Genomic DNA, 11987 nt, shown 5'->3' on the forward strand with positions numbered 1-11987 from the left:
CCTGGCCTGAGAGTGACCGTCGTTGAGGCTTTCCCGCTGTCTGCGGAAGCCTTGCCCGATGCTTATCAGCCAAGCTATGACGCCCGTTCGACAGCACTTGCCTGGGGCTCGCGGCTTATTTTTGAAGAGCTCGAGCTTTGGTCAACACTGTCGGAACACGCGACGCCCATCCGTAATATTCACGTGTCCGATCGGGGCCATTTCGGCGCCACTCGGCTGAACGCCGGCGATTATGGCCAGCAAGCTCTGGGTTACGTGGTGGATAACCGCTGGATGGGGTTATGCCTGATGCGGGCGCTGCTTGAAACGAACACGCAGTGGCAGGCGCCGGCTGAAGTGGTTGATATGGCGCCTGCCAAATCGGGCGTGAACGTTACCGTTAAAACAGGCGAGACGACCCGCTCAATAACGGCACAGTGCCTGATCGTTGCAGATGGTGGGCGCTCCGGGCTGCGGGAAAAGCTTGGCTTTCAGGCCAGCCATCGACGCTACGATCAGAACGCGTTGATTGCCAATGTATCCACCAGCGATAGTCATCAGTTCTCGGCGTTCGAGCGCTTTATCGAGGCCGGCCCTATGGCTTTGTTGCCTCACGGTTCGGCGCTCACGCCGGGCCATCAGTCAGCGCTGGTGTGGACCCTGAGCGACGAGGAACTTGAAGAGGTTCTCGCCCTGTCTGATGGCGACAAGTGCCAGCGGCTGCAGGCACGGTTCGGTTGGCGTCTGGGCCGGTTTACCCGAATCGGTGAGTGCCATCATTACCCCCTGACGCTGACCACCGTTGATGAGCCTGTAAGGCCGGGCGTGGCGCTTGTGGGCAACGCTGCGCACGCCTTGCATCCGGTTGCTGGCCAGGGTTTCAACCTGGCATTGCGGGGGCTCATGACGCTGGTGGAGCAGTTTCGATTAGCCGCCGAAGCGGGCCGGTCGCCGGGCGATTTCCAGATTTTACGCCGTTACCACGAATTGCACCGCCCGGACTGGCAGCAAACGGTTCAATTCTCGGATTCGCTGATCCGTCTTTTTGGCCATTCTACGGCGCCAGTGGCAGCCGCCAGAGACGTCGGGCTGGTGGGGCTGGATCTGTTGCCGGGTGCCAAGCGTCTGTTCGCACGCAAAGCCATGGGCACCGGAGGGCGCCGCGCTGTCATTAATAATCAGCGCGGGTACCGTGACCATGATCGATAACATGATGGATAATAAAGTGTTCGATATTCTGGTGGTTGGCGCAGGCATGACAGGCACCGCGCTCGCTCTGGGTTTGTCCGGGCAAGGCTGGAATGTCGGGCTAATCGAAAGCGGTGATCGCGCCACTGCGCTGCAGGTGCCCGAACTCGTTGACGAGCGCGCTGAGAAGGTATCGGATTTTGAGCCGCGTGTCAGCGCCATATCCCTTGCCAGCCAGCGGCTACTGGAGTCGCTCGGAGTGTGGCAAAGCGTTGCAGCCGGCCGCCATTGCGCTTATCAGGGTATGACCGTTTGGGATGGAGACGGTACCGGGCGGATTCACTTTGATGCGGCCGAATTGCAGGTTCGTGCTCTGGGGACCATTGTTGAAAACCGCAGTCTGGTTCGGGCCCTGTTCGAGTCGGTGGAAACCAGTGCGGTTGAGTTGATGGATGGCGTTCAGGTGACCGGTTGTTCGCACGAGGATGGCCAGCGATTCGTTGAGCTTGCGGACGGCCGCAAACTGGGCGCACGGCTTGTGGTTGCAGCCGACGGTACCCACTCCCGAATGCGCCAGTGGGTGGGGTTGCCCACCCGCGAATGGGATTATGATCAGCAAGCCATCGTCTGTACCGTACGCACGGCCCAAAGCCACCGATATACAGCCTGGCAGCGATTTTCCCAAACCGGCCCACTGGCGTTTTTGCCGTTGTTAACGGACAACGGCGATGAACACTTCTGCTCCATTGTGTGGTCGCAGGATACGGCAGAAGCCCATCGGTTGATGGCGCTGGATGATGACGCGTTTATGGCCGAACTTGAGCGGACCATTGAAAGAGAGCTCGGCGCTGTTGAAGCTGTCTCAGAGCGCTTCGCCTTCCCGCTGCGGCAACGCCATGCAAAAGACTACGTTGCGCCGGGTTTTGCTCTGTTAGGCGATGCCGCCCATACCATTCACCCGCTTGCCGGCCAGGGCGCCAATCTTGGGTACGGCGACGTTCGGGTTTTGCTGGAGGAGTTGTCCGGGGCCAGACATCGCGGTTTGAGCCCCGCCAACGAACTGATGCTGGCGCGCTATCAGCGCCGCCGCAAGAGTGAGAACCTGACCATGATGGCAGCTATGGAAGGCTTCAAGCAGCTATTTGGCCGTGATGAGTTGCCGGTGAGATGGCTAAGAAACACCGGGCTGCGCTGGCTTGATCGACTTGGCCCGGTAAAAAACCGTATCGCAGCAGAAGCGATGGGCCTTACTATCTAGGAGCCCACTAGGAGCCCACTAGGAGCCCACTAGCCGCCGACTAACGGCCCACCACCACTAAGGATCCGCACTGATGGCAGGAACCAGTCTGCTCGCGCTTATCGACGACATTGCGACCATTCTCGACGATGTCTCCCTGATGACAAAAGCCGCCACAAAGAAAACGGCCGGTGTGCTGGGGGACGATCTGGCCCTGAACGCGCAACAGGTCACCGGTGTAAAGCCTGCACGGGAATTACCGGTCGTCTGGGCAGTGGCCAAGGGTTCGCTGGTTAACAAGGCGATTCTGGTGCCGGCCGCTGTCGCGATCAGTTTCTTTGCACCCTGGCTGGTTACGCCACTGTTAATGCTCGGTGGCGCGTTTTTATGTTTTGAAGGCGCTGAAAAACTGGCGCATAAATTCCTGCCTTCCCAAGGCGATGAGCAACACGAGAAAGAGCTGAGCGAAGCTCTGAAACAGCCCGACGTTGATCTGAAAGCACTGGAAAAACGCAAAATAAAAGGCGCTGTTCGAACGGATTTCATTCTTTCTGCGGAGATCATTGCCATTACCCTCGGCGTAGTAACCGGGGAGAGCATAGGCATGCAGTTTGCGGTTCTTGCGGTGGTAGCCGTGATGATTACGGTGGGCGTTTACGGCCTGGTAGCCGGTATTGTGAAGCTGGACGACGGCGGCTTGTACCTGAGCGAGAAAGACAGTGAGCTGGCCCAGCGGGTGGGCAATGGTATTCTCTGGCTTGCGCCGTATCTGATGAAAACATTGTCCATTCTCGGCACGATTGCCATGTTCCTCGTGGGTGGTGGCATTCTGGTGCACGGCATACCGCCGGTTTATGACGCTATCCACCACTTCGCTTCAGATTATGGCGGCGTGTTAACCAAGCTGGTGCCTGTGTTGGCCAATGGCCTGATCGGTTTGTTGGTGGGGGCGTTGCTGGTGGCGGTGATTACACCCCTGCTGCGGATGTGGGAAGCCAGATCAGAGGCGTCCTGAATCAGGCGCAGGCGTCAAACAGCCGGCTGATGAGAACAGGAACTGCGGTTTCTACCCGCAAAATGCGCGGCCCCAGGTGTATGCTCTGGCACCCGGCCTCCTCCAGCTTTTCCACTTCGTAAGGCGTAAAGCCGCCTTCCGGGCCTATACATAACGCAGTGGGCCCGCTCACGTGTGTGGGGCAAGGCGTTGCGGTGCCCGGATGTGCAACCAGCGCTCGTTTACCCTCAAGCAGCGCCGGTAATTCATCTTCCACGAAGGGCTTGAACAGCTTGCGAATGTGTACCTGTGGCAAGGCGGTATCTTTTGCCTGCTCAAGCCCGAGAGTCATGTTCTCCCGCAGATTCTCATCCGACAGCCAGGGTGTTTGCCAGAAACTCTTCTCAACCTTATAGCTATTGATCAGCCAGATGTTTTTGATGCCCAGTGTCGCGCTGGTTTGCACAATGCGACGAAACATTTTGGGCCTGGGCATGGCGAGGATGAGTGTGACGGGCAGGGGGGCAGGGGGTTCAGTGTCGAGTACCACCACCAATTCGGCTTCTGACTCGGTGAGCTTTACCACTTCGCCCAAACCCATTCGTCCATTCACGCGACCAACCGGTAATCGGTCTCCCGTGGACACGCCGAGCACAGAACGGATGTGCTCAAGCCGGCGGCCCCTCAGAACAACACGATCAGGCGCAACAAAATCCTCATCAAACAGCAAAGCCAGGTTCATTCTGCGGGCGGCTCGTCAACGTCCGGGTCTGACACCTCACGTTTGGCCAACTTACCGAACAGAATGCCCAGTTCGAACAGAATCCACATGGGCACCGCCAGAAGCGTTTGGGAAATAATGTCTGGCGGTGTCAGCATCATTCCAATCACGAAACAGCCGACCACCACATAAGGCCGTTTCGCCGCCAGGTCTGCCGGTGTTGTTGCGCCACTTAAAATCAACAAGATCGTGGCGATGGGAATTTCAAAAGCGACCCCGAAGGCGAAAAACATCTTCAGCACAAAGTTCAGGTAGCTGCTGATATCCGGCAGTTCAACAATGCCTTCCGGGCCTATGGATGTGAAGAAACTGAATACCAGCGGAAAAACCACGTAATAGGCGAAAGCAGCGCCTATGTAAAACAGGAGAACGGACGTAAAAAGCAGCGGGAAAGCGAGACGTTTTTCATGGGTATAGAGGCCGGGCGCAATAAAGCTCCAGAGCTGATAGAGAATAATCGGGATAGCAGCAAACACTGACAAGAACAGTGCCAGTTTGAGCGGTGCGAAAAACGGCGAGGTGATATCAGTTGCGATCATGGTCTGCCCGATCGGCAGCAGTGACCGGATCGGCTCGGACAACCAGAGATACAGCTCGTTGGCAAAAGGGTAAATAGCCGCGAAACAGATCGCCACGGCCAGAACCATTTTCAGTAAGCGGTTACGAAGTTCCAGGAGGTGTTCAACCAGGGGCATTTCCGGGTGTCCGGACCGGGTGTTCTGACGGTCTGGATTCTCATCCTCTATCTTTGCATTCATGAAGGCTTATCCGACGGCGCTTGCGCGGGGTCTTGCAGAGCCGGTTCGCTCTCTAACGAGTCTGCGCTTGCGTCGTCTTGCGGACTTTGGTCACTCACAGTCTGTTTGTCGGTTTCTGATTTGCCGACGGGTTTGTCCGATCTGATCATGTGCTCATACTTCTTGGCTTCGTCCAGAGCCCCGCGTACGGTTTTTTGCACATCGTCCAGGCCTACGTCACCGGCCTCGCGCAGCTCTTTTCTGAGTTCATCCGCTTTCAACTGGCTGTCGAGTTCCGACGTGAACTGGCTCACCATGCGGCGGGCGCCACCAATCCAGCGCCCGGCCGCACGGGCAGCGGCCGGCAACCGTTCGGGGCCAAGCACCAACAGGGCAATAACGCCGCACACGAGCAGCTCAAGAAAGCCGATATCGAACATTCTGTCTCGTCTCAGCTTTTGGTTTTGTCTGCGGGCTTCTCTTCCGCCGTCTGCCGGGTCTGTTCATCGGCCTGGCCCTCGAGGGAGTCCGGGTCTTCGGACTTGGCATCGTCGTCGCTCATCGATTTTTTGAAGCCACGAATAGCGCCTCCAAGATCGGTGCCGATGTTGCGGAGTTTTTTGGTTCCGAACAGCAGAATGACGATGCCCAGTACGATAAGAAGTTGCCAGATACTGATACCCATTGTGGGTTCCTCATTTTAATATGTCGGTCAGTTACAGTGTACTTTACCGGAGACGATTCGCGGAAACTCCCTTTTGCGAACACTTCTTTTTCTGCGAACACTTCTTTTTCTGCGAACACGACCTTGTGGTCTACTCCGCGCCTCACTGGCTACGGGATGCTTTTTCTTCCAGGCCTGAAAGATCAAACCGTCTGGCCAGCTCGTCCACAACATCCTTCTGGGACAGCCCCAGGCTGGAAAGCATCACCATGCTGTGAAACCACAAATCCGCAGTTTCGCTGATCACCGCTCGGGTGTCTCCCGAATGTTCGGCATCTTTGGCAGCCAACAAGGTTTCGGTGCATTCTTCGCCGACCTTTTCCAGAATCTTGTTCAAGCCCTTGGCGTGCAGGCTGGCGACGTAGGACTTGTCCGGATCCGCTAATTTTCGGGCTTCCAGAATCCGCGTCAGATTTTCCAGAACATCGCTCATGACAATACCTCAGTTTTTGCCATAAATGGCATCCGGATCTTTGATAACGGGTTCCACGCTCACCCACTGATCGTTTTTCAGGGAACGATAGAAACAACTGCGCCTTCCTGTGTGGCAAGCAATACCGCCTTTTTGCTCCACCTTCAGTAATATCACGTCTTCATCACAATCTAGGCGAATATCCTTCACGACCTGCTGGTGCCCGGAGATCTCACCTTTACGCCAGAGTTTGCTCCGTGAACGGGACCAGTAAACCGCGTGGCCCTCCTCGGCGGTTAAACGAAGCGATTCGCGGTTCATCCAGGCCATCATCAGAATGTCGCCTGTGGCAGCGTCTTGGGTGATCGCCGGAACCAGGCCGTCGGTTGTCCAGCGAATGGCCTCAAGCCAGTCGAGATTGTCCAGATTATCAGATACATCGTTCATTTTAATAAATCCTGGGGCCTTAAATAACGTTCACGACCCATGATACCTAATTTTCGGTATCCTCTGCAGGATAGACCGTACGAATTCCGTCAAGTCTTATTCCTCAAATGAATTCACCTGCAGGCATAGCTGCCTGCCACTGGGTCACTCATGACCACTGCTACTTGGTTTATATTGCTTGGCTCGCTACTGCTGGTAGTGGGTTTCACTGCGTCCTATATGAAAACGGTTCCTGTTACGTCGGCCATCCTGTATCTGATCATCGGTTTCGTGGTTGGGCCTATGGGCTTTGGCCTGTTTCACTTTAATCCATTGAAAGAGTCAGCGTTGCTGGAACTGCTGACGGAAATTGCGGTGCTTATTTCACTGTACTGTGCGGGCGTGAAAATGCCGGTTCCAGTCAATTTCTCACGTTGGCGCACGCCCCTGCGGCTAGCTGTAGTCTCCATGACGCTGACGGTTGGCCTTGTGGCGCTTTTCGGTTATTACTGGCTCAGTCTTCCGCTGGGCGCAGCCGTGTTGCTCGGCGCTGTGGTGGCGCCTACCGACCCGGTGCTGGCCACCGAGGTGCAGACGCGCCACGCAGACGATCCCGATCGATTGCGTTTTGCCCTGACCTGCGAGGCAGGCATGAACGACGGCAGCGCCTTTCCGTTTGTGATGCTAGGGCTGGGCCTGCTAGGATTACACGACCTTGGGGAGCACGGTTGGCGTTGGATGGCGATGGATGTGATCTGGGCCAGTGGTGCGGGCATCGGCATTGGTATCATGGCGGGCTGTGGTGTCGGTTGGGTTGTGCACACTAGCCGCAAAACGTTTAAACAATCGGATTTTCTGGACAACTTCCTGGGTTTGGGGCTGATTGCGCTTGCTTATGGCCTCAGTCTACTGGTGGGTGCCTGGGGTTTTCTGGCGGTTTTCAGCGCTGCCGTGGCGTTGCGGCACACTGAGTTGAAGCAGGCAGGCCTCCGGCAAAGTTACTCGCGTTCAAACTCGGAGGACGTAGCTGAAGGCGATGAATCCTATGCCATCGTTCACATCCATCAAAGTTCCCTGGTCTTTAATGAGTATCTGGAACAACTCGCTGAAATTTTGCTGGTATTGCTGATCGGTGGGTCGCTCTTCTGGGACTCCTGGAGTTGGCGGGCCATCGGTTTCGCGGCCTTCGTGTTCTTCATCGCTCGCCCTGTGAGCGTTCATTTGGGCTTGTTGGGGAGCAAGGCACCAATGCGTCTGCGCCATATGGCGAGCTGGTTTGGCGTGCGTGGCATTGGCTCGTTGTACTATTTGATGTACGCAATCCAGCACGGGCTGCCAGAGAATATAGCGCTGGATCTAGTACGCCTGACTTTGGCCGTGGTTGCCCTCTCCATACTGATTCATGGTGTGAGTGCCAAACCAGCGATTGCCCACTTTTGGCGGTCACGAAACTCACGTTGATGAAGCCCGGGGTTGAAAGAACGTCTTTTGGTTCCTATATATTAACGAGTAGATGCAGATCATTACGGCGCCGGGCGCCTGACTTACATTTCGAGCAGAGCTGTCGAGAGTGTTAATTCATTTCCATAAAAGAGAGGAATACGATCGTGTCGAATCAGCCATTTCTTACCGATATCAAGACCATTCGAGAGCGTGCTCGTAAGCACATTGAGCGAGGTGCCGTGACAGAAGGCTATACGGCAGATCGCGAAAACGTCATCAGTCTGCTTAACGCAGCCCTGGCCACTGAGATTGTGTGTACGCTGCGCTACAAACGCCACTACTACATGGCGGACGGTTTGAGCGCCAGTATCGCCAAGGCCGAGTTTCTGGAGCACGCTCAGCAGGAACAGCAGCACGCGGACTGGTTGGCCGAGCGTATTGTGCAGCTTGGCGGCGCGCCTAACTTTTCCCCGGAGGGGCTGTTAAGTCGTTCCCACGCGGAATATACCGAAGGTGAGACACTGCGCGAAATGATCACGGAAGATTTGATTGCGGAGCGTATTGCTGTTGATAGCTACCGTGAGATTGCCAATTATCTGGGTGAAAAAGACCCCACCTCCCGGCGCATAATGGAAGACATCCTGGCGCAGGAAGAAGAGCATGCTGACGACATGGCAGGCCTGCTCGAAGGGTTGGATAAAATGCAAGGCCATCACGGCTAACATTGAGCTTATAGGGCCCGTTCCCTGAGAGCGGGCCCTTACTCATTTTTGCGATCACCGGCATTTAACGCGGAACACAGCAACGGTGGAGGATCAGAGGCGGGCTTTAGCGCGTCTGGTGGAGGCCCGCAGGGCCAGAACGTACTTGATTGACTTGTTAAATGCTCTTGAATGCGCACCGCAATGCGCATAGCATGTAGAGAACCTGCAAGCCTCCTTTGGAGACCACTATGCCAGAGCTCTACGATACAGCCGCCCCCAGAAAAGCAACCAATCTATCCGTAAATAGCGATCTGCTTACAAAAACCCGAGCGCTGAATATTAACCTCTCAGCTACCCTTGAAAAGGCCTTGAAAGAGGAGCTTGGAAAACGCAGAGCTTCTCAATGGACGGAAGATAACCAAGCCGCCATCAAAAGCTACAACGAATTCGTTGAGCAACACGGTTGCTTCGGCGACGAATTCCGTGAGTTTTAATGGCCCAGTTCGACGTCTATACCAACCCAAGCAAAACCAGTAAGTCATTTTATCCTTACTTGGTCGACATCCAAAGCCCGCACCTTTCAGAGCTGGCAACACGCATCGTGATTCCGCTTGGAAAGCGCTCGTCGTTTCGAGACAACGCGATGCAAGGCCTTACCCCTGAAATTGACTTCGAGGAAGAGAAGCTCCTGTTGCTGACACCTCAAATTTCTTCGATACCTACCAAGCAGCTCAATAATGCCGTCGGCTCATTAACCCATTTTCGAGATCAGATAGCAGGTGCCCTCGATTTCGCGGTCACCGGCATTTAACGCAGAAGGCAGCGGCGCGAGTCAGCGCGTCCGCTGGCCTGACTTGTTAGCAGAGATGTCCTTGAACCCACCAGAGACATACTTGTGCAAAACACTGGAAACCAGAGATTGGTACGGCAGGCCCTCTTCCAAAGCCCGACGCTGAAGTGCCTCCAGATCCCGCCTAGAAATACGGATATTGATCCGCTTGTCTTTCTTGAAGGTTTCTTCGGCCGCCTTCGTGAGATACTCGCGCCGATCGCCATCCAGATCCGATTCGAATTCCCCAGACTCGTATGCCTCAAGCAACTCTTGCTCTTCAAAATCTAATTTAGTCTTGGCCATACAATTCCCCTAAAAATTTCTTGGTGGCCTTGCGGCTGGGGATGATCGTTTTGAGAAAGATCTCCCCGTCATTCTCAACATACGGTACCAGCCAGGCGTAATCATCAATCCGAACCACAAACAGACGCTGATTCGGATACTTATCACTGTTGGGATGAGGTCCATCATCAAGTAAACCATCAGACTGAAGGGCGAACAGAACGTCTTCGAAAGAAGCTCCGCGCTCGCTCATCAACTGCTGGTTCTTTTCAGCATTCCAGTTAATTTGCTTCATGACATGAGTCTAGCAGAGTGTGTGCCTATTGGCATCTTGCTAACGCCTTGCTCACCGGTAAATTATGAGCGCAGCGAGTAATTTATCCGCGTGCAGCAACTTGTTATACCTAATCACGCCTATGCCGGCCAACGAGTTGGTTTAATACCCATGGTTCCAATTTCTCCCATAGCAGGCCCATCAGACGGTTATGTTGCTCTTCGGTTATTGTTTCGCCTTCTTTTGCTCCGCAATTAGCAAATGCGTACCGAACCGCCTCCTCTAGCACCCTCTCCCTTTCTTCTTTATGTTGGATTTCCAGTGCTGGACCTATAACTGAACCCATAGCCTGCTGTACGGCACTGCCATCCCACTTCTCGTAGCTATATGCCTTGCGTATGTCAGTGGACGTCAAATCTAGATCAACATCGAGATCCAGCTCCTTACCTGTGGTCGGATCAATCGAATACGTTGCCGAAAATGCACTGCCTATATAGCTGCTCGACAAACACATGACAACCCGCATTACACCGAAGTATTCGACGTATCCACGAATGAGATTGCTATCTGGGTCGCCATTAACATGGACAATGTGAATTGGAATTCCAGAGGGCCTTTCAAGCACTAAATCCCTCTCGTAGTAATACCCAAAACACGGCTCAGATTCTTCTTCCTTCAGGAATTGAATAGCATGCTCACAGTCTCTCACACTCACGCCGATTGTAGAGACCAACGCAAGCACTGTTTTGACGAATGAGCGCCCCGCATCTAAACCACCAAAGGACAGGTTGAGTTTAATTGGATTCTGAGAATAGCTGGATTTCGATTGAGCTTTCTCAAGCAGTTCATCAGCATCAAGTTGAGGGTATTTCCTAGCGACACCTTTCAGCATCTTTTTTGCTTCAGCCATGTTTCTGGCGGAAATATTAATCTCTACTCCGTTTTCGTTTTTCTGCTCTTTGAAAATAGGTCTTGGTAAGTCCAGTGATCCATCGGCATTGAGTACCCATTCATCTCCGCTGTTGGTTTGAAACTTCTGAGAAGGTGCATTACCACGCTCCCTGTTAATGCGAAAAAACAGACTCAACGGGTTCATTTGGCGCGCAAGTGCAGACTCCCAGTTATCACCAGATTTTGAGTTGCAGTCCACACACAGGAAGCCTGAGACTTTCTTCCTTCCACCAATTGAGTTGGGAATCAAGTGTTCACGAGAGTCTATTTCTTTGGAAATGAGTTCTTCACACAGCAAACATCGTTTTTCCAGATCGATGCTCAAAAGGTCAACTCCATTTTGTATAACGTTTGGAGCTCATGAGCGCTCGCAATGCGAGCGTCTCATGCAGCGACTTTGTTTGGCTGCCCAGTCCTGCAAAAGTATCAGGAACCACCTTTCTCTCAGGCCACTCTGAATTCCTGGGCATGCGACATGGCTTCAGGCCAATAGTCAGAGACCTACTGAAAAGATGCGAATGGCACCAAAAAAGCAACGCGATCGCTGAGGAATGGCGTACCCTCGGAGGCTCGCATGTGCGTCTTGTGACGCACATGCGAGCCTCCGAGGGTAGCTAAAAAAGCGTTCAACAACGATCTTCCTTATTTGGTTTCGTGGCTCAGATCTCAAATCGAAAAATACTGGTTGAATACACAGTTATCTTTGTCTAAATTATTGAGATCTTGGATCTTTGGATCCATGGCACTTAACCAAGGTCTGCCCAAAACAGTAACTTGATAGACCGCTACGCGATTGCGGAAATCTGACCGCTTCATCATTACTGATTCTTCAAGCGCCAGCGCATCATCCAAAAATCTATAAAACAAGAGCTTAGCCCACACTCTATATCGTCGCCACCGATGTGATTATCAGCGACTGCCGCGCATAACCAGAGCCCCGGCTGCAGCCAACAAGGCCCAGGTCCAAAGCGGTGCATTCTCCACCCATTCCCGCGCTTCTGGCCGGGTTCCGATCATGGCGGC

Annotated in this window: 17 protein-coding genes; 7 read left to right on the forward strand and 10 right to left on the reverse strand. The window is 54.0% G+C overall.

What is annotated here, in order from left to right; genetic code table 11:
- The 3 genes from ubiH to ENI00_RS00495 form a co-directional block, all read left to right on the forward strand.
- A partial coding sequence (ubiH, locus tag ENI00_RS00485; protein WP_304097224.1) for a 2-octaprenyl-6-methoxyphenyl hydroxylase occupies nucleotides 1-1188 on the forward strand: 1188 nt, incomplete at its 5' end.
- Between the two features lies 1 nt (nucleotide 1189).
- On the forward strand, nucleotides 1190-2425 hold the full coding sequence (locus ENI00_RS00490; RefSeq protein WP_304097227.1) for an FAD-dependent monooxygenase: 1236 nt from the start codon (nucleotides 1190-1192) through the stop codon (nucleotides 2423-2425).
- Between the two features lie 73 nt (nucleotides 2426-2498).
- Nucleotides 2499-3419: a DUF808 domain-containing protein gene (locus ENI00_RS00495; RefSeq protein ID WP_304097231.1), complete on the forward strand. Its 921-nt coding sequence runs from the start codon at nucleotides 2499-2501 to the stop codon at nucleotides 3417-3419.
- A 1-nt stretch (nucleotide 3420) separates the two neighbouring features.
- Here the strand turns inward: ENI00_RS00495 and ENI00_RS00500 are convergent, their stop codons facing one another.
- The 6 genes from ENI00_RS00500 to hisI all read right to left on the reverse strand — a co-directional run bounded on the left by ENI00_RS00500 (nucleotide 3421) and on the right by hisI (nucleotide 6499).
- A complete protein-coding gene (locus ENI00_RS00500) occupies nucleotides 3421-4140 on the reverse strand; it encodes a 16S rRNA (uracil(1498)-N(3))-methyltransferase (protein ID WP_304097234.1) in 720 nt (239 codons plus the stop codon).
- A complete protein-coding gene (tatC, locus tag ENI00_RS00505) occupies nucleotides 4137-4937 on the reverse strand; it encodes a twin-arginine translocase subunit TatC (protein ID WP_304097236.1) in 801 nt (266 codons plus the stop codon). The genes ENI00_RS00500 and tatC overlap by 4 nt, the downstream gene beginning before the upstream one ends.
- Nucleotides 4934-5356: a Sec-independent protein translocase protein TatB gene (gene tatB, locus ENI00_RS00510; protein ID WP_304097238.1), complete on the reverse strand. Its 423-nt coding sequence runs from the start codon at nucleotides 5354-5356 to the stop codon at nucleotides 4934-4936. Before tatB ends, tatC begins: the two co-directional genes overlap by 4 nt.
- Before the next feature lie 11 nt (nucleotides 5357-5367).
- Nucleotides 5368-5601 (reverse strand): twin-arginine translocase TatA/TatE family subunit, encoded by a 234-nt coding sequence (gene tatA / locus ENI00_RS00515; protein WP_304097241.1) that lies wholly within the window; start codon nucleotides 5599-5601, stop codon nucleotides 5368-5370.
- A gap of 142 nt (nucleotides 5602-5743) precedes the next feature.
- A complete protein-coding gene (locus tag ENI00_RS00520) occupies nucleotides 5744-6073 on the reverse strand; it encodes a phosphoribosyl-ATP diphosphatase (RefSeq protein ID WP_304097244.1) in 330 nt (109 codons plus the stop codon).
- A gap of 9 nt (nucleotides 6074-6082) precedes the next feature.
- Complete coding sequence (gene hisI, locus ENI00_RS00525) at nucleotides 6083-6499, reverse strand: phosphoribosyl-AMP cyclohydrolase (RefSeq protein ID WP_304097246.1); 417 nt, start codon at nucleotides 6497-6499, stop codon at nucleotides 6083-6085.
- Between the two features lie 150 nt (nucleotides 6500-6649).
- Between hisI and ENI00_RS00530 the strand changes: the two genes are divergently transcribed.
- From ENI00_RS00530 to ENI00_RS00545, 4 genes are all read left to right on the forward strand, one after another.
- Nucleotides 6650-7939, forward strand: a complete 1290-nt coding sequence (locus tag ENI00_RS00530) for a cation:proton antiporter (protein ID WP_304097248.1) — start codon at nucleotides 6650-6652, stop codon at nucleotides 7937-7939.
- Between the two features lie 146 nt (nucleotides 7940-8085).
- Entirely contained in the window at nucleotides 8086-8643 is a 558-nt protein-coding gene (locus ENI00_RS00535; protein ID WP_304097250.1) for a ferritin-like domain-containing protein, read from the forward strand.
- 230 nt (nucleotides 8644-8873) lie between these two features.
- Entirely contained in the window at nucleotides 8874-9119 is a 246-nt protein-coding gene (locus tag ENI00_RS00540; RefSeq protein WP_304097254.1) for a type II toxin-antitoxin system CcdA family antitoxin, read from the forward strand.
- On the forward strand, nucleotides 9119-9436 hold the full coding sequence (locus ENI00_RS00545) for a CcdB family protein (RefSeq protein WP_304097257.1): 318 nt from the start codon (nucleotides 9119-9121) through the stop codon (nucleotides 9434-9436). The genes ENI00_RS00540 and ENI00_RS00545 overlap by 1 nt, the downstream gene beginning before the upstream one ends.
- A 21-nt stretch (nucleotides 9437-9457) precedes the next feature.
- Here ENI00_RS00545 and ENI00_RS00550 read toward each other — a convergent pair whose 3' ends face one another.
- From ENI00_RS00550 to ENI00_RS00565, 4 genes are all read right to left on the reverse strand, one after another.
- Complete coding sequence (locus tag ENI00_RS00550) at nucleotides 9458-9760, reverse strand: CopG family antitoxin (protein WP_304097259.1); 303 nt, start codon at nucleotides 9758-9760, stop codon at nucleotides 9458-9460.
- Nucleotides 9747-10034, reverse strand: a complete 288-nt coding sequence (locus tag ENI00_RS00555) for a BrnT family toxin (protein WP_304097260.1) — start codon at nucleotides 10032-10034, stop codon at nucleotides 9747-9749. Before ENI00_RS00555 ends, ENI00_RS00550 begins: the two co-directional genes overlap by 14 nt.
- A gap of 109 nt (nucleotides 10035-10143) precedes the next feature.
- Entirely contained in the window at nucleotides 10144-11289 is a 1146-nt protein-coding gene (locus ENI00_RS00560; protein ID WP_304097263.1) for an HNH endonuclease, read from the reverse strand.
- A 341-nt stretch (nucleotides 11290-11630) separates the two neighbouring features.
- The gene (locus ENI00_RS00565; RefSeq protein ID WP_304097266.1) at nucleotides 11631-11846 is read right to left on the reverse strand and encodes a hypothetical protein; all 216 of its coding nucleotides are present in this window, start codon (nucleotides 11844-11846) and stop codon (nucleotides 11631-11633) included.
- Nucleotides 11847-11987 lie beyond the last annotated feature (141 nt).

Source organism: Marinobacter antarcticus, from assembly GCF_011049865.1.
In the GTDB taxonomy this organism is placed as follows: Bacteria; Pseudomonadota; Gammaproteobacteria; order Pseudomonadales; family Oleiphilaceae; genus Marinobacter; species Marinobacter antarcticus_A.

Excerpts from the sequence above, each read along its gene's own strand:
- ENI00_RS00490 (WP_304097227.1), top strand. The coding sequence starts at position 1,190 with ATGATGGATAATAAAGTGTTCGATATTCTGGTGGTTGGCGCAGGCATG.
- ENI00_RS00495 (WP_304097231.1), top strand. The coding sequence starts at position 2,499 with ATGGCAGGAACCAGTCTGCTCGCGCTTATCGACGACATTGCGACCATT.
- ENI00_RS00500 (WP_304097234.1), bottom strand. The coding sequence starts at position 4,140 with ATGAACCTGGCTTTGCTGTTTGATGAGGATTTTGTTGCGCCTGATCGT.
- tatC (WP_304097236.1), bottom strand. The coding sequence starts at position 4,937 with ATGAATGCAAAGATAGAGGATGAGAATCCAGACCGTCAGAACACCCGG.
- tatB (WP_304097238.1), bottom strand. The coding sequence starts at position 5,356 with ATGTTCGATATCGGCTTTCTTGAGCTGCTCGTGTGCGGCGTTATTGCC.
- tatA (WP_304097241.1), bottom strand. The coding sequence starts at position 5,601 with ATGGGTATCAGTATCTGGCAACTTCTTATCGTACTGGGCATCGTCATT.
- ENI00_RS00520 (WP_304097244.1), bottom strand. The coding sequence starts at position 6,073 with ATGAGCGATGTTCTGGAAAATCTGACGCGGATTCTGGAAGCCCGAAAA.
- hisI (WP_304097246.1), bottom strand. The coding sequence starts at position 6,499 with ATGAACGATGTATCTGATAATCTGGACAATCTCGACTGGCTTGAGGCC.
- ENI00_RS00530 (WP_304097248.1), top strand. The coding sequence starts at position 6,650 with ATGACCACTGCTACTTGGTTTATATTGCTTGGCTCGCTACTGCTGGTA.
- ENI00_RS00540 (WP_304097254.1), top strand. The coding sequence starts at position 8,874 with ATGCCAGAGCTCTACGATACAGCCGCCCCCAGAAAAGCAACCAATCTA.
- ENI00_RS00545 (WP_304097257.1), top strand. The coding sequence starts at position 9,119 with ATGGCCCAGTTCGACGTCTATACCAACCCAAGCAAAACCAGTAAGTCA.
- ENI00_RS00550 (WP_304097259.1), bottom strand. The coding sequence starts at position 9,760 with ATGGCCAAGACTAAATTAGATTTTGAAGAGCAAGAGTTGCTTGAGGCA.
- ENI00_RS00555 (WP_304097260.1), bottom strand. The coding sequence starts at position 10,034 with ATGAAGCAAATTAACTGGAATGCTGAAAAGAACCAGCAGTTGATGAGC.